The organism is Streptomyces sp. NBC_00569 (genome assembly GCF_036345255.1).
Lineage (GTDB): Bacteria > Actinomycetota > Actinomycetes > Streptomycetales > Streptomycetaceae > Streptomyces.
Genome location: NZ_CP107783.1, coordinates 8,003,126 through 8,028,677 on the forward strand (window position 1 = coordinate 8,003,126; position 25,552 = coordinate 8,028,677).

At 72.6% G+C, this 25,552-nt stretch carries 17 protein-coding genes and 1 pseudogene; 7 read left to right on the plus strand and 11 right to left on the minus strand.

What is annotated here, in order from left to right; all coding sequences use genetic code 11:
* Positions 1–133 precede the first annotated feature (133 nt).
* Genes OHO83_RS36065 through OHO83_RS36075 form a run of 3 tightly spaced genes read left to right on the plus strand, consistent with a single transcriptional unit; the run spans position 134 to position 3,317 of the window.
* Entirely contained in the window at positions 134–1,258 is a 1,125-nt protein-coding gene (locus OHO83_RS36065; protein ID WP_266668271.1) for a glycosyltransferase family 4 protein, read from the plus strand.
* Positions 1,255–2,472 (plus strand): glycosyltransferase, encoded by a 1,218-nt coding sequence (locus OHO83_RS36070; RefSeq protein ID WP_330280306.1) that lies wholly within the window; start codon positions 1,255–1,257, stop codon positions 2,470–2,472. The genes OHO83_RS36065 and OHO83_RS36070 overlap by 4 nt, the downstream gene beginning before the upstream one ends.
* Positions 2,469–3,317, plus strand: a complete 849-nt coding sequence (locus OHO83_RS36075; RefSeq protein WP_266668267.1) for an SGNH/GDSL hydrolase family protein — start codon at positions 2,469–2,471, stop codon at positions 3,315–3,317. Before OHO83_RS36070 ends, OHO83_RS36075 begins: the two co-directional genes overlap by 4 nt.
* A gap of 71 nt (positions 3,318–3,388) precedes the next feature.
* Here the strand turns inward: OHO83_RS36075 and OHO83_RS36080 are convergent, their stop codons facing one another.
* Together OHO83_RS36080 and OHO83_RS36085 are read right to left on the minus strand one after the other, a co-directional pair.
* Positions 3,389–4,216, minus strand: a complete 828-nt coding sequence (locus OHO83_RS36080; RefSeq protein ID WP_330280307.1) for a biotin-dependent carboxyltransferase family protein — start codon at positions 4,214–4,216, stop codon at positions 3,389–3,391.
* Positions 4,206–4,736 (minus strand): annotated as a pseudogene (locus tag OHO83_RS36085) (MFS transporter); the annotation flags it as partial. The gene OHO83_RS36080 and the pseudogene OHO83_RS36085, both read right to left, overlap by 11 nt.
* Positions 4,737–4,881: 145 nt before the next feature.
* On the opposite strand from OHO83_RS36085, the gene OHO83_RS36090 reads away from it, so the two are divergent.
* From OHO83_RS36090 to OHO83_RS36105, 4 genes are all read left to right on the plus strand, one after another.
* Positions 4,882–5,586 (plus strand): GntR family transcriptional regulator, encoded by a 705-nt coding sequence (locus OHO83_RS36090; protein ID WP_266668265.1) that lies wholly within the window; start codon positions 4,882–4,884, stop codon positions 5,584–5,586.
* Between the two features lie 114 nt (positions 5,587–5,700).
* Complete coding sequence (locus OHO83_RS36095) at positions 5,701–7,227, plus strand: hypothetical protein (RefSeq protein ID WP_329436132.1); 1,527 nt, start codon at positions 5,701–5,703, stop codon at positions 7,225–7,227.
* Positions 7,228–7,318: 91 nt separating this feature from the next.
* Positions 7,319–8,212 carry a hypothetical protein gene (locus OHO83_RS36100; protein WP_266668261.1) on the plus strand — a complete coding sequence of 298 codons (894 nt, stop codon included), beginning with the start codon at positions 7,319–7,321 and terminating at the stop codon, positions 8,210–8,212.
* A 66-nt stretch (positions 8,213–8,278) separates the two neighbouring features.
* Complete coding sequence (locus tag OHO83_RS36105) at positions 8,279–12,976, plus strand: hypothetical protein (RefSeq protein WP_330280308.1); 4,698 nt, start codon at positions 8,279–8,281, stop codon at positions 12,974–12,976.
* A gap of 92 nt (positions 12,977–13,068) precedes the next feature.
* On the opposite strand, the gene OHO83_RS36110 is transcribed toward OHO83_RS36105, so the two are convergent.
* The 9 genes from OHO83_RS36110 to OHO83_RS36150 form a co-directional block, all read right to left on the minus strand.
* Positions 13,069–14,619: a GMC family oxidoreductase gene (locus tag OHO83_RS36110; RefSeq protein ID WP_266676188.1), complete on the minus strand. Its 1,551-nt coding sequence runs from the start codon at positions 14,617–14,619 to the stop codon at positions 13,069–13,071.
* A gap of 8 nt (positions 14,620–14,627) precedes the next feature.
* Positions 14,628–16,199, minus strand: coding sequence for an APC family permease (locus OHO83_RS36115; RefSeq protein WP_266668258.1), 1,572 nt, complete (start codon positions 16,197–16,199; stop codon positions 14,628–14,630).
* Positions 16,196–17,698 (minus strand): aldehyde dehydrogenase family protein, encoded by a 1,503-nt coding sequence (locus OHO83_RS36120; RefSeq protein ID WP_266668257.1) that lies wholly within the window; start codon positions 17,696–17,698, stop codon positions 16,196–16,198. The genes OHO83_RS36115 and OHO83_RS36120 overlap by 4 nt, the downstream gene beginning before the upstream one ends.
* Entirely contained in the window at positions 17,691–18,791 is a 1,101-nt protein-coding gene (locus OHO83_RS36125; protein ID WP_382517183.1) for an aromatic ring-hydroxylating oxygenase subunit alpha, read from the minus strand. Before OHO83_RS36125 ends, OHO83_RS36120 begins: the two co-directional genes overlap by 8 nt.
* Positions 18,792–18,949: 158 nt before the next feature.
* Complete coding sequence (gene solA / locus OHO83_RS36130) at positions 18,950–20,173, minus strand: N-methyl-L-tryptophan oxidase (RefSeq protein WP_266668255.1); 1,224 nt, start codon at positions 20,171–20,173, stop codon at positions 18,950–18,952.
* Positions 20,174–20,191: 18 nt separating this feature from the next.
* Positions 20,192–22,660 (minus strand): GcvT family protein, encoded by a 2,469-nt coding sequence (locus OHO83_RS36135; protein WP_330280309.1) that lies wholly within the window; start codon positions 22,658–22,660, stop codon positions 20,192–20,194.
* Between the two features lie 33 nt (positions 22,661–22,693).
* Positions 22,694–23,314, minus strand: a complete 621-nt coding sequence (locus OHO83_RS36140; protein WP_330280310.1) for an MBL fold metallo-hydrolase — start codon at positions 23,312–23,314, stop codon at positions 22,694–22,696.
* Positions 23,311–24,396 (minus strand): S-(hydroxymethyl)mycothiol dehydrogenase, encoded by a 1,086-nt coding sequence (locus OHO83_RS36145; RefSeq protein WP_266668250.1) that lies wholly within the window; start codon positions 24,394–24,396, stop codon positions 23,311–23,313. Before OHO83_RS36145 ends, OHO83_RS36140 begins: the two co-directional genes overlap by 4 nt.
* A gap of 203 nt (positions 24,397–24,599) precedes the next feature.
* On the minus strand, positions 24,600–25,418 hold the full coding sequence (locus OHO83_RS36150) for an IclR family transcriptional regulator (RefSeq protein WP_266668248.1): 819 nt from the start codon (positions 25,416–25,418) through the stop codon (positions 24,600–24,602).
* Positions 25,419–25,552 lie beyond the last annotated feature (134 nt).

Consider the following 25,552-nt stretch of genomic DNA (forward strand, 5'->3'; position numbering starts at 1 on the left):
CTTTCCGGGAGGCAACGCTCGAAGGACGCTGCCTCCCGGCCGCCGGCGGGCGAGGGCCAACGCTCATGGGACGTTCCTCGCCAGGAAAGATCCACGTTGACGTGGCCACGCTCGACGCGACGACAACACCGGTATGCGTGTCGTCATCGTCACCGAGTCCTTTCCCCCCGACATCAACGGTGTGGCTCACTGCGCCCTGCAGACCGCCCGGCACCTCGCCGCCCGCGGTCACGATCCCCTCGTCATCGCCCCGGCCACCGCGCCGGGCCCTGACGCCGACACCGACGCCCCTTGCCCCGTCATACGGGTGCCGTCCCTGCCCCTGCCGGGCTACCCGCAGGTCAGGGTGGCGCTGCCGAGCCGCCGGGTCGCCGCCGCCGTGGCCGCGCACGGCGCCGAACTCGTCCATCTGGCCAGCCCGTTCATCCTCGGCGTGCGCGGCATGGCCGCCGCGTCACGGCTGCGGATCCCCGCCGTCGCCGTCTACCAGACCGACCTCGCCGGTTACGCGCGTACGTACATGGGGGCCGGTGAGGCGACCGCTTGGCGGCGGATCCGCAGCGTCCACGGTGCCGCCGACCGCACACTCGCCCCGTCCAGCGCCGCGGTGCGCGACCTTGAGGTGCACGGGGTGCCGCGCGTGCGGCTCTGGCCACGCGGGGTGGACACCGTCCGCTTCCGGCCCGACCTGCGCGACGGGGCCCTGCGGCGCGAGCTCGCCCCTGACGGAGAGCTGATCGTCGGCTACGTCGGCCGGCTCGCCCCCGAGAAACAAGTCGACTTGTTGGCAGGCGCCTGCGCCCTCGACGGTGTGCGCGTGGTCGTCGTCGGCGACGGCCCCAGCGAGCCCGGCCTGCGCGAGGCACTCCCCGGCGCCGTCTTCCTCGGCCGCCGCACCGGTGCCGAACTCGCCCGCATCTTCGCCTCGTTGGACATCTTCGCCCACACGGGGCCCTACGAGACGTTCTGCCAGACCGTGCAGGAGGCCATGGCCAGCGGCGTGCCGGTGATCGCGCCCGCCGCCGGCGGGCCGCTGGACCTCGTCGCACACGGCAGGACCGGGCTCCTCGTGGCACCCGGCGACGCGGCCGCCGTACGCGACGCCGTCTGGTCGCTCGCCGAGGACCCGCTGCGCCGTCTCGCCTACGGGGCAGCCGGCCGCAGCACGGTCGAAGGGCGGACCTGGGCGGCCGTCGGTGACCAGCTCGTCGGCCACTACGAAGACGTCCTCGACGCGCGGACGGCGGTGGCGGCATGAGCGGGCTGCGGATCGTGCGTCTCGCCAACTTCGTCGCGCCCGCATCGGGCGGGCTGCGGACCGCCCTGCGGGAGTTGGGGGCCGGCTACCGCGCCGCCGGGCACGAGCCCGTCCTGATCGTGCCGGGGGAGCGGGCCGCCGAGCACGAGAGCGCGCAGGGCCGCGTCATCACGCTGCCGGGGACGCTGCTTCCCGGCACCGGGGGCTACCGGGTCCTCACCGACCGGCGGCGCGTGGCCGAACTGCTCGAGCGTCTCGCCCCCGACCGGATCGAGGTGTCCGACCGTACGACCCTGAGGTGGACAGGGGAGTGGGCACGGCGTGCCCGGGTGCCCGCCGTGATGGTGTCCCACGAGACGGCCGACGGCGTCCTGCGGACCTGGGGGCTGCCCGAGAAGGTCGCCCTGCGCGCCGCCGACGCGCTCAACTCCCGCACCGCGCACGCCTACGCGCGCGTGGTGTGCACGACCGAGTACGCCGAACGCGAGTTCATCCGCATCGGGGCACGCAACGTCGTACGCGCCCCGCTCGGCGTCGATCTGGAGCGCTGTCACCCGGGCCTGCGGGACCCCGCCGTGCGGGAGCGGTACGCGCGCGTGGGTGAGGTGCTGCTCGTCCTGTGCTCGCGTCTGTCCGTGGAGAAGCGGCCCGGGACCGCACTCGACGCGCTGGCCGCCCTCCGTCGCCGGGGGACGCAGGCGGTACTCGTCGTCGCCGGGGACGGGCCGTTGCGGGCCCGGCTCGAACAGCAGGCGCGCGCACGGAGGTTGCCGGTGAGGTTCCTCGGGCACGTCGCGGACCGCGGGCGGCTTGCGGCGTTGCAGGCCGCCGCCGACGTGTGCCTCGCGCCGGGACCCGCGGAGACGTTCGGGCTCGCCGCGCTCGAGGCGATGGCCTGCGGCACACCCGTCGTCGCCAGCGCGTCGTCCGCGCTGCCCGAGGTCGTGGGGTCCGCCGGGGGAGTCGCACAGGACACCGGTGAGGCGTTCGCCGTCGCGGTGACGGAACTCGTCGCACGGCCCCGGGACGAACGCCGCGAGGCCGCACGCGCGCGTGCGGAGTGCTTCGGGTGGGGCGCCGCGGTGGACGCCTTCCTGCAGGCGCATGACGCGGTACGGGTGAGGGCCGAGGTGCCTCTGCGGGGGACGGCGGACGTTTCTCTGCGGGGGACGGTCGACGTGCCGATACGGGTGACCGGGCGGGATGCCGTATGAGCGCGGTACTGCGGTTCGTCGCGCTCGGGGACTCACTCACCGAAGGGGTCGGCGACCCGGTGGGAGGCGCCTGGCGCGGCTGGGCCGAGCTGCTCTCCACCGGTCTCACCCCGGACGGCACACCCGTGGAGTTCCACAACTTCGCGGCGAGCGGCGCCCAGACATCTGACGTCCTCGCCCGGCAGATGCCCCAGGCGCTCGCTCTGCGGCCCGACATCGCCTCCGTCCTCGTCGGCGTCAACGACACCCTGCGCCGCACGTTCGACATCCACGCCGTGGCCGCCCGCCTCGACCACGTGTACGCGGCGTTCACGGAACAGGGCGCGGTCCTGCTCACGGCGTGCCTGCCCGACCCCGGCACGATGCTGGGGCTGCCCGGGCTGCTCGGCCGGCCTCTCGCGAGGCGCCAGCAGGCGGTGAACTCGGTCGTCCACGCCCTGTCCGAGCGTTACGGCGCCGTGCATCTGCACGCGGCCGAGGGGGCATGGGTCGCCGACCGCTCCATGTGGAGCGCGGACCGGCTGCACCCCGGTGAACGGGGGCACCGGATGCTCGCCGCGCGGTTCCACGCCCTGCTCGCGGCCGACGGGCACGCCCAGGGCACGCCGCCGTCGCCGCAGCCCGAACGGCCCGCGCCCACGCGCTCGGCGAGCTTGTTGTGGCTCGCCACGGCCGGCACGGGCTGGGTCGCACGGCGGTGCACCGACCTGCTGCCCCAGCTCCTCACCCTCGCCGCGGACGAGCTGCGCCACCGGGCACGTGGCACCAGCGCCCGTCTGGACCTGCGGGCGTCCAGCTCGGCGCTCGCGGCGCTGGCGGCCGTGGAACAGGCGGACGCGGCGTGAGGGCGGTTGGCGCGTGAGGTGACGTGATGGTGGGCGGATCCGGTCCCGGGGGTCGGTGGTCGCTGAGAGGGCTACCCGTCAGCGGCCCGCCACCGGGACGAAACGACGAAACGGACCGGTGTGCCCGGGGTCGCCTGTGCCGCGGCGGGCAGGTCTTCCCGGCGTACGACCGCGACCACGGGACAGCCGCCCGTCGTCGGGTGGTCGGCGAGGAACACGACCGGCCTGCCGTCCGGCGGTACCTGTACGGCCCCAAGGGCCATTCCCTCACTGGGGAGTTCGCCCTCCGACGCCCTGAACGGGGGCGGCTCTTCCGTTCGCAGGCCGATGTGGTTGCTCGCCGACGACACGCGGTACGCGCGTGTGGTCGGCGCGCGCAGGGACGCCGCAGCGAACCAGTCCGCGCGCGGCCCGAGCGAGACACGCAGCACCAACTCACGCGGCGGCCCCGGCTGCGGGGCTATGTCCACGCGCGCGTGCACCGTCGACACCGTGCCCAGGGGGAGCACCGCGCCGTCCGCGAGGGGGGCCGGGCCGAGCCCGGAGAGCAGGTCGGTCGACCGGCTGCCGAGGACCGGCTCGACGGCCACCCCACCGGCGAACGCCGCGTAACTGCGTACCCCGCAGAGCGCGGGTCCGAGGTCGAGGAGCGCCCCGGCCGGGATCCGTACGGGCGCGCCCCAGGCGACCGGCCGTCCGTCCACGGTCACCCTGCACGGCGCGCCCACCACGGCGACCGTCACCTCGCAACGCGGCCGTACGGCACATCCGTCGAGGGTGGTCTCCAGGACGGCGGCCGCGGGCGGGTTGCCGACGAGCCGGTTGGCGAGGCGGGCGGCGGGGAGGTCGAGCGCGCCGGAGTGCGGCACCCCGAGATGCGCGTGTCCGGGCCCACGCACTCTGCACCGCTCCCAGGGTGCGGCCACGGTTCCTGGCCGTGGTGTACTCGGCGACGAGGATCGCGCCGACCGCCCACTCACCGCCGAAGCCGAGGCCCTGAAGGGCGCGGAAGACCGGCAGCGTCTCGTAATCGGGGGCGAAACCGCAGGCCACGGTGAAGACCGCGTACGTGGCGACCGTGATCAGCAGGGCCTTCACGCGGCCGATGCGGTCCGCGACGACGCCGGCGACGGCGCCGCCGATCGCGGAGACGACGAGCGGGACCGTGGTCAGGCCGGTCTGGCCGCTGTCGAGCCCGAAGTACGCGGCGAGCGCGACCATGCTCAGCGGCAGCGTGAAGTGGTCGAACGAGTCGAGCGCATAGCCCCCGAAGGCGCCCCCGAAGGCGCGTCGGCCGCGCGGGCCGAGATCGCGCAGCCAGCCGAACGCGCCCTCCGAGGGCGGGAGTTCACCAGGGCGCGCGGGAGATGAGGGCACTGCCGCGTCGGGCGGTGGGGTCGTGTCATGGGCACCTCGCAGGAGGAGAGGGGGGCTTCCTGAGTGGGCTGAACCGATGGACGCGGAGCGTGGGGGGATCCGCGTCTGCCCGCCAAAGTGGAGGATCGTTGAACGATCCCTCAGTACCCATGTTGTTTCGTTCTGGTATCTGCGCTTGAATTCGGGCGTGGCCGAACTGAACGGACTGGCGGACGATCGCGCGCTCCTCGGGCGCACCAGCACCGCCGAGCGGGTCGCGGACATCCTCAGGAGCCGCATCGCGGAGGGGTACTTCCCGCCCGGCACGCGGCTGTCAGAGGACAGCATCGGGGGCGCACTCGGTGTCTCGCGCAACACGCTGCGCGAGGCGTTCCGGCTGCTCACCCACGAGCGGCTCCTGGTGCACCAGCTCAACCGAGGCGTCTTCGTGCGTGTACTCACCGTCGAGGACGTCGAGGACATCTACCTCACGCGCCGCCTCGTCGAGTGCGCCGTCGTACGCGGCCTCGGCCGGCCCCCGTACGACCTCGGTGCGGTGGCCGACGCGGTCTCCGACGGGCTCCGAGCCGCGAAGGAGCGGGAGTGGAAGGGTGTCTCCACCGCCAACATCCACTTCCACCGGGAGCTCGTGGCGCTCGCGGGCAGCGCGCGGACCGACGAGCTGATGCGCAGCGTCTTCGCCGAACTGCGCCTCGCGTTCCACGTCGTGGACGACCCCCGCCGCCTGCACGAGCCCTATCTCGCCCGCAACCAGCAGATCCTCGAGACCCTGGAGGCGGGGCGCCGAGACGACGCCGAGCGGCTGCTCGCCCAGTACCTGGACGACTCCCGCGAGGGCCTGGTCGACGTGTACGGCCGGCGGGTCGCCAAGGGCGAACAGCCGGACGGCTGACGGCTCGCAGAGGGCTCCGCACCCGGCGGCGCTGCGGTCTCGGGGCCCGGGGTACGGGCGGTCGCTTCTGCGCCGTTTCGACCGTTGTCAGACCAAGGACCTAGTCTGTGCTCCGTGACTTCGCCTGCCACCACGGAATCCGTTCCGCCCCAGCTCAGCGCGGGGCCGCGGCCCGCACCGGGCCCGGCCGCCGACGAAGGGCTCGCGCGCCGCCTTCGCGCGCTCGCCTGCACCGCGCCGCTGCACGACCTCGACGTGCGCAAGGCCAATCTCGCGGGCGAGTACTCCGGATACGGCATGGCCGAGGTGGCGCTCTCGGCCATCGACCTCGTCACACTCAACATGGACTTCGACACGGGCGCCGACCACGAGCAGATAGTGGCCAGGCTCATCCCCCGCGTCGGTGCACAGGCCCCGCGGCGCCCCGCCGCCGAGCACGAGCGCGTGGCCCGCTGGGTCCTGGAGAACCTGATCAACGTCGGCAGCGTCGACCGCGGCTTCCGCGCGGTGTACGGCACGTTCGCGCCCGACGGCTCCTACGTCCGCAGGGACTACGACTTCAAGCTGATCGAGGAGGTCCCCGGCTACGGGGGCAGCGTCTACCTCCGCACCACGGACGAAGCGGTCAACGTCCTGGTGGGCGCCCTCGACACCGACGTCACCAGCGCCCAGATCGCCGCCGAGGTGAAGCTGGAGGTGCTGATCAGCCGAGGCCGTCTCGCCGACGCCCAGCTCGCCGCCGAGCAGGCCAGGTACCGGACCGTGCAGTACTCCGAGACCCTCCGAAGGGCCCTGGACGCGACCCGGAGGAACGTCCGCGCGGTGGACTGGCTGAACGCCGTCCCGGACATGATCGCTGAGGCGCTCGACCACGTCGCCGACCGGTACCGCCACGAGAACGCGATCCTCACGAACATCCGCAAGGCCCGCGACGAGTCCGAGGACCCCGAGCACAAGCGGCGGGCCGCCGAGCTCGTCGACATCGTCAAGGACTGCATCCGCCGCCACACGCAACTGCAGTCCCGCCTCCTCGAAGCGGGCCCGCTGTTCCGCGCCGAGCAGGACCGGCAGGCCTTCGCCGCGCCCTCCGCGCGCGCGGGCCTCGACCTGTACGGGCAGCTCGTCGCGCCCTTGCTCCCGCTGCCCGTCGAGCAGGCGAGCCGCGTCACCGACGCGTTCTTCGCGCGCGGCGCGGGCATGCGCACGCCCGTGTCCGTACGGGTGGGGGACCTCATCGACATACTGCTCACGCCGCCCCAGGAGCGGGAACACCTGGGCGTCGAAATGCCCGAGCCCGACCTGATCGCGACGCCGGACGACAGCCGCTTCAGCGAGGAACAGCTCGCGAGCGCCATGGAGCTGCTCGACCTCCCCTCCGACGCGCCGCGCAGGCTCTCCGGACTGCTCGCCGACGCACGGCGCCGTGACCCCGAACTGCCGTATCTGGTCGCCCTGCTGTCCGTCCACGCGGCCAGCCCGCCGGTCGGTACGGCCTACCGGCAGGGCGAGGAGAAGCTGCTGTTCGCCGTGGACGACGGCACCGAGCTCGACGACCCCGAGTTCGGCGGCGCCGACCTCATCGTCGGCACGGCCCTGCTGGACGCCGCGGGCATGGCGGCCGACCGGACGGAGGCCGCGTAGTGCCGATCACAGCACACCGGGCCTCCGTGCCGCACGCTTCCACCGACCTACACCCGAGCTTCGCAGCACACCCGACCAAGGAGCGCCAGCCGTGACCGACCACCCCGCAGAGCACGCCGCGTGGGGCGAGGCGGAGCCCTCCGAGGCTCCGGCGGCCGGCGCGCCCGTCACCCCGGCCGACGCCGCCGACGCGGCCCGGCTCGTGGCCTTCGGCCTCCAGCCCAAACTGCAGCCCGCCCGCGACCAGGAGTACGCCGAGCTGCTGCGGCGCTACCGCGAGGACCCTCCGTTCGCGCGGCTCGCCGACGCCGTCGCCGCCGGGCTCGGCCTCGTCGTCCTGGAGGTCTCCACGCGCGCGGGGATGGCGGTCACCGCGGCCGAGGACTCAGTCTTCGCCGTCCGGATGGGCGACTACGCGCGCCGCACGTCCGCCGACGGAACCGACCGTTTCCTGCACGGCCTCGCGCACCTCGCCGTCGCCGCCATGGCGTTCCCGCGCCCCGAGGACCTCGCCGACGACGGGTACATCGGCCGCGTCACGGTCAACGGCGTGGACGCCTTCGTCCGCCAGGCCTGCCGCCGCCTGGAGGAGCGCGCCGAGGAACAGGGCGAGAACACCGACCCGGCCTCCGACGCCCCGGGCCTCGAGGCCGCGTGGCGCGTCTGGGCCCGGCGCAGCTCGACCGGCGCCACGAAGGACGCGCGCCGCCTCGCCGGATCCACCACCGGCATCGTCGCCAAGGCCGTCGCGTTCCTCACCGACTCCGGGTTCCTGCAGAGAACCGGCGACGACTCGGGCGGCACCTACCGCACCACGGCCCGCTACCAGCTCCAGGTCCGCGACCTGGCCGGCACCGCGGCCCTCTCCGAGCTGGCGGACCTCGGCATCGTGCCCGTCACGGACGGCTCCGCGAGCCTCCTGCCGCCCGCGGACGAGGACGACGGGGAGCTCGTGGCCGACGCAGGACTCCCCTTCCACTCCTGACCGGCCACGCACCACCGCCCCACGACGTACCGCCGTACCGACTTACTACGACGAGAGCCCGCCGCCATGTACGAGCTGTCCCGGATTCGCCTCTACTCCATCGGGCCCGCCGGTGCGCGCTACGCCGACACCGTCCTGGACCTGCGGGGCGTCGGCGAGCCCGTGCCCGACCCCGCGCCCACCCAGGCGGAGTTCTTCGAGGACGAGCCCGTCGGGCCGCCGCGCCGCCCCGCGCCCGCCGGCGTGCTCTTCCTGGAGAACGGTGGCGGCAAGTCGGTCCTCCTCAAGCTGATCTTCTCCGTGATGCTGCCGGGCCACCGGAACACGCTCGGCGGCGCCAGCTCCGGCGTCCTGCGCAAGTTCCTGCTCGCCGACGACTGCGGGCATGTGGCCCTGGAGTGGCAGCACACCCTCACCGGCGAGTGCGTCGTCGTCGGCAAGGTCAGCGAGTGGCGGGGGCGGCAGGTCTCGAACGACCCGCGGAAGTTCGCCGAGGCCTGGTACTCACTGCGGCCCGGGCCCGGCATGAGTCTGGACTCGCTGCCCGTCGCCGAGTCCTCCGCCGTACGGGCCTCGGCCGAGGGCGTGTCGGGTGCGCAGGGGCGCCGGCGCACCATGAAGGGTTTCCGGGACGCGCTCACGGACGCGGGCAAGGCGTACCCGCACCTGGAAGTGCACTGGGAAGAGATCCACGACCGGTGGAACGAGCACCTGGGCGACCTCGGCCTCGACCCCGAACTCTTCCGCTACCAGCGCGAGATGAACGCGGACGAGGGTGAGGCCGCCGGCCTCTTCGCCGTCAAGAAGGACTCCGACTTCACCGACCTGCTCCTGCGTGCCGTCACCGACACCCGGGACACGGACGGGCTCGCCGACCTGGTCAGTGGGTTCGGCAACAAGTTGGGGCGGCGCGCCGAGCTGATCGCCGAACGCGAGTTCACCGCCGGCTCCGTGGACCTCCTCGGCCGCATCGTGGACGCCGCGGACACCCGGGCACGCGCGCGCGACGTGCACGCCGGGGCCGAGCGCCGCACCCGCACGCTGGCGCGCAGGCTCGCCGCCCGCGCCGCCCTGGAGCGCGGCCGCGCCGCCGACCTCGCCCAGCAGGTCACCGCCGCCGCGCACACCGTCGGCGAGGCGGAGCAGGCCCGTGGCCGCAGCGCCCTCATCGCCTCCGAACTGGCGTACCGGCATGCCTCGTTGGCACTCGCCGGAGCAGAGAAGGCCGCCGCCGCACAGAAGCGCGAGCTGGCCGACGCGCGCACCCTGCACGCGGCCTGGCAGGCCGCCGAGGCGGTCCTGCGCCACCGCGCCGCCGCCGACCGCTCCGCGCGCGTGGCCGTCGCCATTCGCGAGGCCGAGCGGGACGCCGCCCCGGCCCTCGCCGCCCGCGCCAAGGCCGCCGCCGACCTCGTACGCGCCCTGCACGGAGCGGCCGAGAGCGCCGAGCAGCTGGCCAACGAGGGCGAGGAGCGTTCCGCCGCGCTCCAGGAGGCGGGCGAGACCGCTCACCGCGACGCGACCGTCGCCGCGACGGAGGCGCAGCGTGCCCGCAGCGAGGTCGGACACCTGCGGCAGCGGCTCTCCGAGGTCGAGCAGGAGACCGCCGAGGCGGTACGGGCCGGCTGGCTGGACGACACGGCGCCCGACGCAGACCCCGCGCGCGCGGCGCTCGCCGCGAGCGACGCGGAGAAGACCACGGTCGCCGCCTGGGACACGGCGCGTGACGCCGCGCGGCGCGCGAGCGAGCACGCCCGGGAGGCGGCGGGCGCCGAGGCCCGCGCCGAACTCACCGCGGCCCGCGCCGCGGACGCCGCCACGGCCACCGAGAACGCGTACGGGGCCGAGCACCGTGCCGCCGGTGCCCTCGCGCGCGAGGAGCGCGTCGCCGAGCTGCTCGGACTGTCCGGTGCCCCGGGGATCCCCGCCGCGGCGGTGCCCGCACCCCGGGACGCGGCGGCCGACGGCGGTACGACCGCTCGCGCCCGCGCGGCGACCGTCCCCCGCGACCTCGCCGAAACCCCGCTCACCGCCGAGGAGTTGGACCGCGCGGCCGACGACCTCAAGGCACTCCTCGACGACGGCGTCGCCTCCGCCGAACGCCAGCTCTTCGATCTGCGCACGGCCGCGGCCGACGACGCCCGCATCCTGGGCGCGCTCGGTGACGGCGGGCTCCTGCCGCCGGGACCCGACGTCCTCGCCACCGTCGAGTTCCTCGGCGAGCACGGCATCCCCGCCCTGCCCGGCTGGCGCTACCTCGCCCAGGCCGTCGATCCCGCGGATCACGCGCGCGTGCTCGCCGCACGCCCCGAGCTCGTCGACGGCGTCGTCATCACCGACCCCGACACGCACGCCCGGGCCCGCGAGGCCCTCGGCGGAGCCGCCCTGCTGCCCCGCTCCGCCGTAGCCGTGGGCACGGCGGCCGCCCTGCTCGCCCCGACACCCCACGAGGAGACCGGCGACAGCGGCGTCTTCCTCGTGCCGCCGAACCCGGCGATGCACGACGAGCACGCCGCCGACGAGGAGCGGCAGGCGCTGCGCACGCGCGCGACGGAGCGCGACGAGGAGATCCGCGCCCTGGCCGCCCGGCTCTCCAAGGACCGGGAGCTCGCCGCCCGGATCGGCTCGTGGCGCACCGGCTGCCCGGCCGGACGCCTCGCCGAACTGGCCGCCGCCGCGCAGGAGGCACGCGCCTTCGCCGACGAGGCCGAGGCCGAACTCGCCGAGGCCCGCACGGTCCGCGCCGAGGCCGACGAGACGTCGGTGGAGGCGACCCGCGTACGCGACGAGCGGCAGGACGCGGCCCAGCGTGCGCGGCGCGTCGCCGACGCCCTCGCGGGCCTCGCGTTCCGGCTGCGCGAGCGCGCCGGCTGGCAGGTCAAGCTGCGCGAACTCGCCGATGAGGCCGTCGAGTCGGAGGCACGCGCCCAGACGTGCCTGGAGCGCGCCCGCTCCGCCGACGAGGACCGCAGGGCGGCCCAGCGCGCCGCCGACGACGCCCGCCGTACCGCCCGCGCCCTGCGTGCCGAACGCGCGGAGATCGCCGGCGCACCCGACGACGTACCGGCGGACCCGGAGCAGCCCGCTTCGGGGAGCGCCGCGCCGAAGCCGTCGCTGCCCGCCCTGCGCGAGGCCTACCGCGCGGCATCCCAGGTCTACGAGAAGGTCGGCGTCGGCGCCGACCTGCGCGCCGAGCAGGCCCGCGCGGAGAGCGACGAGAGCGCCGCGCTCGCCGAGCTCGACCGGCTCAGCAACAAGGTCCGCACCCGCGCCGCCCAGCTCCTGGAGTCCCCCGACGGCTCCGACGGGCCGTCACGGCAGGCCGCCGCGGCGCGCGCCGACGAGCTGGTCCAGATCCTGGAGGCCCGCGTCTCCACGGCGAGCGAGCAGCTCGGACGCCTGCGCGGCGAGGCCGAGCGGCACGCGCCCGGGGACGGTGACGACGCCCACACGGAGCTGCCCGACGACCTCGTCCCGACCGGTGCCGAGCACGCTCAGACGCTCCTGCGCACCGCCACGGGCGAACTGGCCGCGCGCGCCGATGCGTTGACCGTGGCGCGCGCCGCCCACACCGAACTCCTCGACGCCCACCGCGCCGCCGAGGACGCGACCGGCGGCTTCGAGGAGACCGCCGCGCTCCTCAAGGACCTGCTGCGCGAACACCCCGACCGGCACGAGCCCGAGCAGGACGAGCCCGAGCCCTACCCCGGCACCCTCGAAGAGGCCCGGCACGCGGCGGCCGAGGCCCGGCGCTCCCTGCGCGGGTGCGCCGCCGACCTGTCCGCCGCCGAGGCCTCCGTGCGCGACGCGAGCGACATCCTCGTACGGCATGCGAACGCCACGCGCTACGAGCAGGTGCGCACGCCCGCCCGGCAGCAGATCCGCGAGTTGCCCGCCTCGTCGCTGCCGGAGCACGCGCAGAAGTGGGCCGATGCGTTCGCGCCCCGGCTGCGTGTCCTGACCGACGAGCTGGAGCAGCTGGAGCGCAACCGCGACTCGATCGTGGACCGGCTGCGCGGGCTCGTGGAGTCGGCCCTCGCCACGCTGCGCTCCGCCCAGCGACTGTCCCGCCTCCCGGAGGGGCTCGGCGAGTGGTCGGGTCAGGAGTTCGTGCGCATCCGCTTCGAGGAGCCGGACCAGGCGACCCTCGTGGAGCGGCTCGGTGAGGTCGTCGACGAGGCGACCCGCGCCGCCGTCAAGAAGAACTCCGACCTGCGCCGCGACGGCATGTCCCTGCTCCTGCGCGGCGTCGCCGCCGCGCTCCAGCCCAAGGGCATCGCCGTCGAGATCCTCAAGCCGGACGCCGTGCTGCGCGCCGAGCGGGTCCCCGTCGGACAGATGGGCGACGTGTTCTCCGGCGGCCAGCTGCTCACCGCGGCCATCGCCCTGTACTGCACGATGGCCGCCCTGCGCTCGAACGACCGGGGCCGCGACAAGCACCGGCACGCGGGCACGCTGTTCCTCGACAACCCGATCGGCCGCGCCAACGCCACGTACCTGCTCGAACTCCAGCGGGCCGTGTCGGACGCGCTCGGTGTGCAGCTCCTGTACACCACCGGCCTGTTCGACACGACGGCCCTCGCCGAGTTCCCGCTGGTCATCAGGTTGCGCAACGACGCGGACCTCAGGGCCGGCCTGAAATACATCAGCGTCGAGGAGCACCTGCGGCCGGGCCTGCCGCAGCAGGACCCGGCCGAGGAGACCGTGCACGGGGAGATCACGGCGACGCGCATGTACAAGCGCCCCGCGAGCCAACCGAGTTAGAGCCAACCGAGTTGGAGCCGACCGTATTTGGAGTCGGCCGGTCCGGAACCGGCTGCCCCGGAACCGGACGGTCAGGGTCTCTCGTGTGGACCCTAGGCGTCGGCCCGCAGCAGATCGGCGCACTTCTCGCCGATCATCATCGTCGTGATGCACGGGTTGACCGTGACGAGGTCCGGCATCACGGAGCCGTCGGCGACGCGCAGGCCCTCGGTCCCCTTCACGCGCAGCCGCGCGTCGAGCGGGGCCGAGGGGTCGTCGTCCGCGCCCATCTTCACCGTGCACGCAGGGTGGTAGACGGTGTTGTGCGTCTTGTGGATGTAGTCGAGCAGCTCGTCGTCGGTGCGCACATCGGGTCCGGGAGCCAGTTCGGCGCCCGCCCAGCCGCTGAGCGCGGGCTGCTCCGCGATGCGCCGCGCCAGCTTCAGCCCGTACGTCATCACGCGGGCGTCGTGCTCGTGCGTGAAGTACCGCGGGTCGACCAGAGGCTTGTCCCGGTAGTCGCGGGTGCGCAGCCGCACGGTGCCGCGTGACTTCGCGCGCGTCACGTTGGGCGTGAGGCAGAAGGCGTTCTCCGACGTCGGATAGCCGTACCGCGCGGTGTTCATGTCGAAGGGCACGGAGCCGTAGTGGAACATCAGGTCGGGCCGGTCGAGGCCGGGCTCGGTGTCGTAGAAGATGCCTGCTTCCCACCACTGGCTGGACGTGGTGGTCATCGGCTGCTTCGCCTCCCACATGATCACGCCCTCGGGGTGGTCCTGGAGGTTCTCGCCGACCCCGGGGGAGTCCACGAGCACGTCCACGCCCATCGCGCGCAGATGACCGGCCGGGCCTATCCCCGACAGCATGAGGAGCTTGGGCGAGTCGATGGAGCCGCAGGAGAGGATCACCTCGCGGCGGGCCCGCACCGTCCTGGTGTGGATGAGGTCGGGGTCGAGGTACTCGGCGCCCACGCAGCGCCGGCCCTCGAGGACGAGCCGCTTGGCGCGTACCCCGGTCCGCACCGTCAGGTTGGGCCGCTTGCCCATGACCGGGTGCAGATAGGCGACCGAGGACGACTGCCGGATGTTGTTCTCGTCGGAGTTGATCTGGAACCAGTTGGCGCCACGCACCACCGTGCGGCCCGAGTTGAACGCCGTGGTCGGGATGCCCGCCTCGGCGCAGGCCGCGAGCAACGCGCTGCCGCACGGATCCGCGCCCTTGAGGGTGCGCAGCCTCACCGGGCCGGAGCGGCCGTGGTGGTCCCCGGGGGCGTCGTTGTTCTCCAGCCGCTTGTACAGCGGGAACACGTCCGCGGCGCTCCACCCCGTGCAGCCCGCCGCCGCCCAGTCGTCCAGGTCCTCGGCGGGCGCCCAGAAGGCGATGCACGAGTTGTGGGACGAGCAGCCCCCGAGGACCTTGGCGCGCGCGTGCCGCATGAAGCTGTTGCCGCTGGTCTGCGGCTCGACCGGGTAGTCCCAGTCGTATCCGGAGTCCAACAGGGCCATCCAGCGGTCCAGTTGGAGGACGTTGTCGTCGCCGACGTCGCTCGGCCCCGCCTCCAGGACGCAGACGGTGACGGACGGGTCCTCGGACAGGCGTGCCGCGACGACGTTTCCGGCGGTGCCTCCGCCGACGACGACGTAGTCGAAGACATCAGGGTTCACGGGCTGGTTCACGGGGTGGTGACCTCCTCCAGGGCGACGGATTCATCGGGCGGGGCGGGCTGGGCCGCGTGCTCGGCGAGGACACCGGTGCGGTGCCGCTGGACGAACCAGTAGTAGGCGAAGCCGCCGCCCGCGATCACACCGATGAACAGGACGGCTCCCCAGCGCAGGTACCAGTGGTAGGGGGCGGCGGCGTTGTAGACGGCTGCGCGCGGCCAGATCAGGTTGATGGTCATGGCGCCGCCCCACAGCACGGCGATGATGTTGACGGGCAGTCCCCAGCGGCCGAGGGAGAACTTCCCGTCGCCCGCGGGCCGCCACCTGCCGCGCAGGCGGGCCACCAGCATCGGGCCGGTGACCAGCAGATAGGCGAGGTAGATCATGATGATGCCGATGCTGGTGACCACGGTGAAGATCTGCGGCTGACGGATGTTGACGACCAGGATCGCGAGCGCCAGGACGCCGATGACGACGGCCGGGACGACCGGTGTCCTGAAGCGCGGGCTGACCCGGCCGAGGACCGACGACGCCGGCAGGTTGTTGTCGCGCGACATCGCGAAGGCGAGGCGGATCGCCGCCGTGTGCACGGCGAGCGCGCACACCGTGACCGCGATCAGGACGCACCACAGCATCGCCTTGCCCGCTGTCGGGCCGAGCACGTCGAGGACGACGTACTGCAGGCCGTCCGTCGACAGTTTCTTGCCGGTCAGGCTCGACACGCTCATCAGAGCGAGCAGCAGGATCAGCCCGCCGAGGACGAACGAGGCGACGATCGCGCGGATGATGGCGCGCGGCGCGCCCCGCGTCGGGTCGAGGGACTCCTCGCCGAGCGAGGCCGCCGTGTCGAAGCCGTACATGACGTACGCGGAGGCCAGCGACGCGACGAGGAACGCGCTCAGGTAGCCGAAGGGCTGGCCGTGGCCCGCCCCCGCCGTGTGCGTCACGACCTGCGGGCCGCGCACGATGTGCACCGCGAACAGGACGATCAGGACGACGGTCGCGATCAGTTCGAGGAAGACGCCGGCCGTGTTGATGGTCGCCATCAGCTTCACGCCGAAGGCGTTGACGAGTGTCGTGAAGAGGATCAGTACGGCGGCCAGGGCGACGGCGTTGGTCGCGACGTCGTACGGGCCGGTGCCGTCCCCGATGAACTGGAAGGACGACGAGATCTGCGGCAGGGTCAGCTGGTAGGCGAGCGCGACGGCCGCGATCGACACGACCGAGGCGAGCAGCATCATCCACCCGGCGAGCCAGCCGATGTGCGGATTGCCCACCTTCTTCGCCCAGTTGTAGACCGAGCCCGCGACGGGGTAGCGGGCGGCCAGTTCGGCGAAGCACAGGGCGACCATGAACTGGCCGCCGAACACCATCGGCCAGGACCACCAGTAGGCGGGGCCGCCGTTCGCGAATCCGAAGTAGAAGAGCTGGAAGGTGCCGGTGAGGATGGAGATGTAGCTGATGCCCGCGGCGAAGGTGTGGAAGTTGCCCAGCGTGCGCTTGAGTTCGGGCCGGTAGCCGAACTCGGCGAGTTCGGCGTCGTCCCCGCTCCGGCTCCCCTGCGTGCTGTCGTCCTGGCTCATGAAGGGTCACCGTCCTCAGAACACTCCGGCGTCGCGCCGAACCAGCCCTGCGCGACGGGCCGTGTGTTGCGCCAGATGTGCTTGGTCTCTCGGTACTCGGCGAGCCCCGAGGGCCCGAGTTCGCGCCCGGTGCCGGACTGCTTGTAGCCGCCCCACTCCGCCTGGGGGACGTACGGGTGGTAGTCGTTGATCCAGACCGTGCCGAGGCGCAGGCCGGCCGCCACCCGCGCGGCCTTCCCCTCGTCGCTGGTCCAGACGGCGCCCGCGAGCCCGTAGATCGAGTCGTTCGCGAGCCGCACCGCCTCCGCCTCGTCGGTGAACCGCTCGACGGTCAGGACCGGGCCGAAGGACTCGTCCTGGACGACGGACATGCCGCTCGTGCACGCGTCGAGGACCGTCGGCAGATAGTAGAAGCCCTGCTCGTACGCGGCCGACTCCGGCCGTGCGCCGCCGCAGCGCAGCACCGCTCCCTCCTCGACGCCCCGTGCGACGTACGCCTCGACCTTGGCGCGGTGCGCGGCCGAGATCAGCGGCCCCGTCTGCGCGTCCGGGTCGAACGGGCCGCCCAGTCTGATGAGTTCGGCGCGCCGCACGACCTCGTCGACGAAGCGGTCGTGCAGCGAGTCCTCCACGAGGAGCCGCGCGCCGGCCGAACACACCTGCCCCGAGTGCAGGAACACCGCGGTGAGCGCCATGTCGACGGCCGCGTCGAAGTCGGCGTCCGCGAACACGATGTTCGGGTTCTTGCCGCCGAGTTCGAGGGCGACCTTCTTGACGGAGCCCGAGGCGGCGGCCATGAGCAGCCGTCCCGTGTGCAGACCGCCCGTGAACGACACGAGGTCCACGTCCGGATGGTCGCCGAGCGGCGCGCCCGCCTCCGGGCCCGCGCCGAGGACCAGGTTGGCGACGCCCGCGGGCAGCCCCGCCTCGTCGAGGAGCCGCATCAGATGGATCGCAGTGTGCGGGGTGAGCTCGCTCGGCTTCAGGACGAAGGTGTTGCCGGCGGCGAGCGCCGGGGCGACCTTCCACGCGGTCTGCAGGAGCGGGTAGTTCCACGGGGTGATCAGGGCGCACACCCCGACCGGCTCGTACACGACCCGGCTCTCGGCGCCCTCCGTCCCGGTCTCCACGACGCGTCCGGTGTCGGCGGCCGCGAGCCGCCCGAAGTAGCGGAAGCAGTTCGCGATGTCGTCGATGTCGTACGCGCTCTCGACCAGCCGCTTCCCGGTATCCAGGGACTCGGCGCGCGCCAGTGCGTCCTTGTCGCGCACGAGCAGGTCCGCGACCCGCACGAGGAGGTCGCCGTGCTCGGCCGCCGTCATCCGGGGCCACGGGCCTTCGTCGAAGGCGTGGCGGGCCGCGGCGATCGCGTCGGCGGTGTCCTTGGCCCCCGCCTCGTCGACCACGGCGACGAACGAGCCGTCCGCGGGGCAGCGGATCTCGCGGGTCCGCCCGTCCCGGGCGGTGGTCCACACGCCGCCGATGAACAGGTCAGGCATGGGCACCGCCCAGCTTCGAGGTCAGCCATTCATGGAAGATCCCGATGTGGTGCTCGGTCGGGACGAGCACGCCGCCGCGCCGGTAGGCGCGGGAGCCCATGGCCGGCTGGGTCCGCTCGCAGGCCTCGAAGTCCTGGGCGTTGACCCGGTGGAACAGCTCCACGGACTTGGAGACATCGGCGCCCGACGCGACGACCTCGGGCGCGTAGAGCCAGTCGCACTCGACGACCGTACGGTCCTCGGCCAGCGGGAACATCCGGTGCAGGATCACATGGTCGGGGACGAGGTTGATGAAGACCGTCGGTTTCACGGTGATCGCGTAGTAGCGGCGGTCCTGGTCGTCGGCGACCTGGGGCAGCCGGCCGAAGCCCTCGCTGCCGTCGACGGTGAAGCCCCGCACGCCGTCCCCGAACTCGGCGCCGTGGCCCACGTAGTACTGGGCGGCGTAGCCGTCCGCGAACTCCGGCAGGACGTCGGTCAGTTCGGGGTGGATCGTCGCGCAGTGGTAGCACTCCATGAAGTTCTCGACGATCAGCTTCCAGTTGGCCTTCACGTCGTACGAGATGCGCTTGCCGAGGGCGAGATCCTGGGTGCGGTAGCGCTCGATCGACGCCGTGTCGCCGAGCCGTTCCACGGCCGCGCCGACCACCGTCTCCTCGAAGGAGGGCGGCTCCTCGGCCAGGCAGACCCAGACGTAGCCGAGCCACTCGCGCAGGGCGACCTTGACGAGGCCGTACTCGGTGCGGTCGACGTCCGGCATCTGCACGAGGTTCGGCGCGGCGATGAGCTTGCCGTCGAGGTCGTACGTCCACGCGTGGTACGGGCACTGGAGGTTGCGGCGGACCTGGCCCGACTCCTCGGTGCACAGGCGGGCGCCGCGGTGGCGGCAGACGTTGAGGAAGGCCCGTGGTTCGCCGGTGCGGGACCGGGTGATGAGGACGTTCTCGCGGCCGACCTGGACCGTGCGGAACGCGCCCGGCCTGTCGAGGTCGGCGGATCGCACGGCGCAGAACCACATCGACTCGAAGATGCGTTCCTGCTCCTGCCGGAAGATCTCCGGATCGGTGTAGTAGTGCCCGGGCAGCGTGGCCATCAGGCTGGGGGCTATGGGGGTCGTCGTCACGTGCGTACTCCTCAGGCGGGCGCGGCGGTAGGGCCTGTCCGGCGGACCTGGCCGGAAGCGGGTGGCCGTACATGGTCCGTGCTGGTGAGCGAGGTCCGGTGCGTGCAGTTGCACAGGGCAGGAGGGCGTCAACGCGGAGCGTCGGCAACCGACGACAACGCCGCCGATGTGCGTGCCAGATCCCGCGGCTCCGGCGTGGTCCGCCGGACAGGCCCCAGGCGGCTGGGGTCGAAGAGGTCGATGGGGTGCGCGGTGGTGCCGGTGAGCGCGAGGTCGGCGACGATCTCGCCGACGACGGGCACGAACTTGAAGCCGTGGCCGGAGAACCCGGCGGCCACGGTGACGGACTCGGGGTGGGCGGGGTGCCGGGCGATCACGAAGTGCTCGTCGGGCGTGTTGGAGTACATGCAGGTGGCGGCCTTGAGGAAGGTCCCGGGCAGGCTGGGGATCTGACCGGCCAGGTGCTCCGCCATGGCCGTGACCTCGTGGTCGTGGACCGTGCGGTCGATGGTCTGAGGGGTGCACTCGACGCCCTTGCGGAAGAAGGCGACCTTGGCGCCGAGGTCGGGGCCGTCGATGGCCGGGAAGCCGTAGACCTGGACGCCGGCCGCGTCCTCCCAGATGTAGACGGGGTGGTTCTCGGGGAGGAACGGGGCGGTTCCCGTGGTCGGCCGGAACCAGTACATGACCTGCCGTTCGATCGAGAACGGCACCCCGAGATCAGTCAGCAGTTCCGGGGCCCACGCCCCCGGGCAGATCACCAACCGGCCCGCCGTGTAGGTGTTCTCGGCCGTGTGGACGCGCACCCCGTCCCTGTACGGCTCCCAGCGCGTCATCGGCTCCTCGAAGTGCAGGTCGGCCTCCTGACGGGTGGCGAGCTGGAGGTGGGCGGCGACGGTGTTCTCGGGGCGCACCAGACCGGCCCGCTCCTCGTACAGCGCCACCTCGTCGTCCCTGGGGGTGAGCGTCGGGAAGCGGCGGCGGATCTCGCGGGCGTCGAGCATCTCGTGCGGCAGGTCCCACTGCACGGCGGACAGCAGGGAGCCGGAGACGGTGCGTGAGTCGGCGCGACCGAGCATGACACCGCCGCACAGGGTGGCGACCTCGCGCCCGGTGGCCTGTTCCAGGTCGGCGTAGAGCTCGTACGAGCGCAGCAGCAGCGGCACGTACGCCGGGTCCTCGAAGTAGGACTGCCGGACGATGCGCGAACCGCCGTGGCTGGAGCCGCGGTTGTGGACCGGGCCGAACTTCTCCAGGCCGAGCACGCGCGCCCCGCGGGCGGACAGATGGTGGGCGGCGGCGCTGCCCATGCCGCCGAGGCCGATCACGATCACGTCGTAGGTGGGTGACATGTCCGAACCTCCGTGTGGTCAGCGGCGGATGCGGGTCATCTTCGGGTCGAACAAGGGCTCGTCGGCGACCGTCGCGGGGATCTTCTCGCCGAAGTACTCGATGTGGACACCGGTACCGGCGTCGAGCGGCGGCAACCACGCGTAGGCGACACAGCGGCCCAGCGTGTAGCCGTACGACGCGCTGGTGACGTAACCGGCGGCGCCTCCTGCGACGTGCACGGGCTCCTTGCCGAGGACGACGGCCGCGGGGTCGTCCAGGAGGAGCGGCGTGAGCCTGCGGGCCGGTTGCCCGCCCTTCCGCTCCAGTGCGGCCCTGCCGAGGAAGTCACCGCGATCCATGCGTACGGCGAAGCCGACGCCGGCCTCGTACGGGTCGTGCTCCTCGGTCATGTCGTGGCCCCAGGAGCGGTAACCCTTCTCCAGGCGCAGGCTGTTGAAGGCCGAGCGCCCGGCCGCGATCACGCCGTGCTCCCGCCCCGCCTCCCACAGCGTGTCCCACAGGCGCAGGCCCAGGTCGGCGGTGGTGTACAGCTCCCAGCCCAGCTCACCGACGTAGGACAGGCGCATCGCGGTGACGGGCACGTGGCCGAGGAAGGTCTGCTTGGCGCGGAAGTAGCCGAAGCCCTCGTGCGAGAAGTCGTCGCGGGTCAGCGGCTGGACGAGGTCGCGGGCCAGCGGGCCCCAGACGCCGATGCAGCAGGTCCCGGAGGTGATGTCGCGGATCTGCACGTCATCGGGCGCGTGGCGGGTGAGCCAGTCCAGGTCGGCGGGGGAGTTCGCGCCGATCTGGAACAGGTCCGGCGCGAGCCGGGCGACGGTCAGGTCGGACCGGATGCCTCCCGCCTCGTTGAGGAGGAGTGTGTATGTGACCGCGCCCGGCTTCTTCGCGAGGTTGTTCGACGTCATGCGCTGGAGGAAGCCGAGGGCGCCCGGTCCTGTGACCTCCAGGCGGCGCAGTGGCGTCATGTCGTAGAGGGCGACCTTCTCGCGGGTGGCCTTTGCCTCGGCGGCCGCGATGGGCGACCAGTAGCGGGCCGACCAGGCGTCGCGCTCGGGGAGGTCACCGGTGGGCAGGTCCGCGTTCGCCTCGTACCAGTGCGGACGCTCCCAGCCGCCGCCCTCCAGGAAGTACGCGCCGAGCCGCTCCTGGCGGGCGTGGAAGGGGCTCACCCGCAGCGGGCGCGGCTGCTCCGCCGGCTGGAGCGGGTGCAGGACGTCGTAGACCTCGACGAACTGCTGCGCCCCGCGGTCGTGCACATAGGCGGGAGAGCGTTGGGCGTCCTCGAATCGGGTGAGGTCGCACTCGTGCACGTCGACGGTGGGCCGCCCGTCGACCATCCACTCGGCGACCGCCTTGGCGACGCCCGCCGAATGCGTCACCCACACGGCCTCGGCCAGCCAGAATCCGCGCAGCGCACGGGTCTCGCCGAGGACCGGCATCCCGTCGGGCGTGAACGAGAAGACGCCGTTGAAGCCCTCTTCGATCTCCGTCCCGCGCAGCGCGGGCATCAGGCGGCGGCAGTCCTGCCAGCTGGGCGCCCAGTCCTCCTCGGTGAAAGGCAGCGACGACGGCATGTCCAGCTCACCCGCCCGGGCCGCGTCGTAGTCGAGGATCTTGAACGGATCGACGGGCAGCGGCTTGTGGGCGTAACTGCCGATGCCGATGCGGTCGGTGTGCTCGCGGAAGTACAGGTCACGGTCCTGGAAGCGGAGGATCGGCTTCGAGGCTTCCGTGCGGGGGTCGTCGGCTCCGACGAGCTCCGCCATGGGTTTGGTCTTCGCGTACTGGTGCGCGAGAGGCAGGAGCGGGACGTCCACGCCCGCCATGCGGCCGATCACCGGGCCCCAGAATCCGGCGGCGGAGACGACATGGTCGGCGGGGAAGCTGCCGCGGTCGGTGACCACCGCCGTGACCCGGCCGTCCTCCTGCTCGATGCCGGTGACCGTGTGCCGGTCGAGGAACGTGGCGCCGCGCTCGAGGGCGCGTTCCATCTGGGCGCGGGAGGCGAGCAGGGCACGGGCCAGGCCGTCGTCGGGGGTGTGGAAACCGCCGAGTACGGCCGACTCGTCGATGAGGGGCCACAGTTCCTTGCACCGGGCGGCGCTGACGAGTTCGCCGCGCACGCCCCAGGAGGCGGCGTAGCCGGCCTTGCGGTGCAGATCGGCCCAGCGTTCGGGGGTGGTCGCCAGTTCCAGACCGCCCACGGGGTTGAAGCAGGAAAGTCCTTCCACCTCAAGGGTGTTGAACTTCTCCACCGTGTACCGGGCGAACTCCGTGAGGGTCTTGGACGGACCCGTCTGGAAGACCAGTCCTGGCGCGTGCGAGGTGGACCCGCCGGGGGCCGGCAGCGGGCCCTGTTCGAGGACGGTGACGTCGGTCCAGCCGCGGGCCGTGAGTTCGTCGGCGAGGGAGCAGCCGACGATTCCGGCGCCGATGACGACGACGCGAGGGCTGGATGTTCCGGGCTTTTCGGGCGTGCTGGACATGCCCCTCCTCCTGCTGGTGGGGGTGGAATGGCCTTATACGGCAGGTATGTTGGCGCGCTCCGCGGCGATGGTCGTGTCCTGGCCGTGGCCGGTGTGGACAACCGTGTCGCCCGGCAGGGTGAGGAGCCGGCTGCGGATGGACGCCGTGATCGTCGGGGCGTCGGAGTACGAGCGCCCGGTAGCGCCCGGGCCGCCGTGGAAGAGGGTGTCGCCGGTGAACACGGCGTCGAGGAACGGCACGTAGAGGCTGCAACTGCCCCAGGAGTGCCCGGGGGTGTGCAGGATCTGGACATCGACCCCGGCGACGGTCAGGAGCATCCCGTCGGTGAGTTCCGCGTCCGGTTTGCGGTCCTGGTGCACCGCCTCCCACAGCGCGCGCTCGGCGGGATGCAGGAGAACGGGGGCGCCGGTCGCCCCGGCGAGATCGGCCGCGGCGCCGATGTGGTCGTCGTGCCCGTGGGTGCAGACGATCGCGGTGACACGGCGCCCGGCGACGGCGGCAGTGATCGACCCCGCGTCGTGCGCCGCGTCGACGATCAGGACCTCCTCGTCGTCGCCGATCAGCCACACGTTGTTGTCGACGTCGAACGTCTCGCCGTCCAGGCTGAACGTGCCGGAGGTGATGACGCGTTCGGCGCGGGCCACAGAGGTCACAGGACCACCACCGAGCGCAGCACGTCGCCGCGGTGCATCTTCGCGAACGCCTCCTCCACCTGGTCGAGGGCGATCGTCTCGGTCACGAACCCGTTCAGGTCGAGCAGCCCGTAGAGGTACTGGTCGATGAGGACCGGGAAGTCGCGGCTCGGCAGGCAGTCGCCGTACCAGGAGGACTTGAGGGCGCCGCCGCGCGAGAACAGGTCGATGAGCGGAATGTCCAGCGTCATGTCCGGCTCGGGCACTCCGACCTGCACCAGTACGCCCGCGTGGTCACGCATGTAGAACGCCTGCTTGTACGTTTCGGGGCGGCCGACCGCGTCGATGGCGATGTCGACACCGAACCCGCCGGTGAGCGCGCGCACCGCCTCGATCGCGTCCGTGCCACGGGAGTTGACCGTGTGCGTGGCGCCGAACTTCTCGGCCTGGTCGAGCTTCTTGTCGTCGATGTCGACGGCGATGACGCGGCGTGCGCCGTTGAGACAGGCGCCCGCGATGGCCGCGTTGCCGACGCCGCCGCAGCCGATCACGGCGACGGTGTCGCCGCGCTGGACGTTGCCCGTGTTCACGGCCGCGCCGTAGCCGGCCATGACGCCGCAGCCGATCAGGCCCGCGGCCTCGGGACGCGCCGCAGGATCGACCTTGATCGCCTGCCCTGCCGCGACCAGGGTCTTCTCGGCGAACGCACCGATGCCGAGCGCGGGGCTCAACGGCGTTCCGTCGAGCAGCGTCATGGGCTGCGTCGCGTTGCGCGAGTCGAAGCAGTACCAGGGGCGGCCGCGTCGGCAGGAACGGCAGTTGCCGCAGGGGGCGCGCCAGGCGAGCACCACGTAGTCGCCGGGGGTGAGGTCGGTGACCCCGTCGCCGACGGACTCGACGGTGCCGGCCGCCTCGTGGCCGAGCAGGAACGGGAAGTCGTCGTTGATGGCGCCCTCCCGGTAGTGCAGATCCGTGTGGCAGACCCCGCACGCCTGCACCTTGACCAGAACCTCGCCCGGGCCGGGATCGGGCACGACGATCGTCTGCACCTCGACGGGTGCGCCCTTCTTCACAGCGACGACGGCGCGGACCTCATGTGGCACGACCAAACTCCTCTGCTGTTGCGCAGTGCACGCCCAGTTGCGCGATGAGGAACATCTTGGAAACGCCATCAAGGCCCCGTCAAGGGGTGGGAGTTAATGCTTGGCAAAACGATCGGCCGCACCGAAACCTGGTCGACACACGCAGAACGCGGGGCCAGGTTTCCCTGACCCCGCGTTCAGTAACCGTGCTGTGGAAAGTCGTGCTAGAAGCCGTATCCCATCCGGCGCGACAGTTCGGTCGAAGCCGCGACGGTGCGTTTGGCCAGCTCGGGGAGGTGTTCCTCGGTCAGCCGGTACACGGGACCCGACGCGCTGATCGCGCCGATGACCTTTCCGTCGTGGGCGAACACGGGGGCCGCGACCGCGGCGAGGCCCACCTCCAACTCCTCCACGGCGACGGCGTACCCCTGGTCGAGCACGGCCTCCAGCTCGGCCCGCAGCGACACCGCCCCGGTCGCCGTGTGCGGGGTGAAGCGCGCCAGCGGGCGGGCGAGCAGTCCCTCGCGCAGCGCGGACGGCAGGTGGGCGAGCAGTACCTTGCCGCTCGATGTGGCGTGCAGGGGAGTGCGTCTGCCCAGCCAGTTCTGCGCCGTGACGGAGGCGGAGCCGCGCGCCTGCATGATGTTGACGGCGACATCGTCGTCGAGGATCGCGATGTTGACCGTCTCGCCCAGCTCGTCGGCCAGTTCGCGGCAGACGGGCACGCCCTCCTGCGAGATGTCCAGGCGCACTGCCGCCGCCCCCGCGAGGTGCAGTACACCCGCCCCCAGGTAGTACTTGCCGCGGTCCTTGGCCTGCCCGACCAGGCCCCGGTTCTCCAGCACTCCGAGCAGTCGGAAGGCGGTGGACTTGTGCACGTCCAGCTCGTCGGCGATCTCGGTGACGCCCGCCTCGCCGTGCCGGGCGAGGATCTCGAGGACGCTCACCGCGCGGTCCACGGACTGGACGGAGGCGGCCGCGCCCTTCGGGGTCTTCTCCGGTGTCGTCGTGCCTGGTTCAGCCTGCGATTCCTTGCGGGTCATCACTCAACTCTCACCACCTGGCGACCCCTTGGCGGGTCGCATCTTCGAGAAGCCCTTGACGCGGCGGGCACCTCGACCGGATTCTGTTGCGCATAGCGCTCCCTCGTGCGCCATGCGGAACGCCATGTTACCGA

Excerpts from the sequence above, each read along its gene's own strand:
- OHO83_RS36065 (WP_266668271.1), top strand. The coding sequence starts at position 134 with ATGCGTGTCGTCATCGTCACCGAGTCCTTTCCCCCCGACATCAACGGT.
- OHO83_RS36070 (WP_330280306.1), top strand. The coding sequence starts at position 1,255 with ATGAGCGGGCTGCGGATCGTGCGTCTCGCCAACTTCGTCGCGCCCGCA.
- OHO83_RS36075 (WP_266668267.1), top strand. The coding sequence starts at position 2,469 with ATGAGCGCGGTACTGCGGTTCGTCGCGCTCGGGGACTCACTCACCGAA.
- OHO83_RS36105 (WP_330280308.1), top strand. The coding sequence starts at position 8,279 with ATGTACGAGCTGTCCCGGATTCGCCTCTACTCCATCGGGCCCGCCGGT.
- OHO83_RS36115 (WP_266668258.1), bottom strand. The coding sequence starts at position 16,199 with ATGAGCCAGGACGACAGCACGCAGGGGAGCCGGAGCGGGGACGACGCC.
- OHO83_RS36120 (WP_266668257.1), bottom strand. The coding sequence starts at position 17,698 with ATGCCTGACCTGTTCATCGGCGGCGTGTGGACCACCGCCCGGGACGGG.
- OHO83_RS36125 (WP_382517183.1), bottom strand. The coding sequence starts at position 18,791 with ATGGCCACGCTGCCCGGGCACTACTACACCGATCCGGAGATCTTCCGG.
- solA (WP_266668255.1), bottom strand. The coding sequence starts at position 20,173 with ATGTCACCCACCTACGACGTGATCGTGATCGGCCTCGGCGGCATGGGC.
- OHO83_RS36135 (WP_330280309.1), bottom strand. The coding sequence starts at position 22,660 with ATGTCCAGCACGCCCGAAAAGCCCGGAACATCCAGCCCTCGCGTCGTC.
- OHO83_RS36150 (WP_266668248.1), bottom strand. The coding sequence starts at position 25,418 with ATGACCCGCAAGGAATCGCAGGCTGAACCAGGCACGACGACACCGGAG.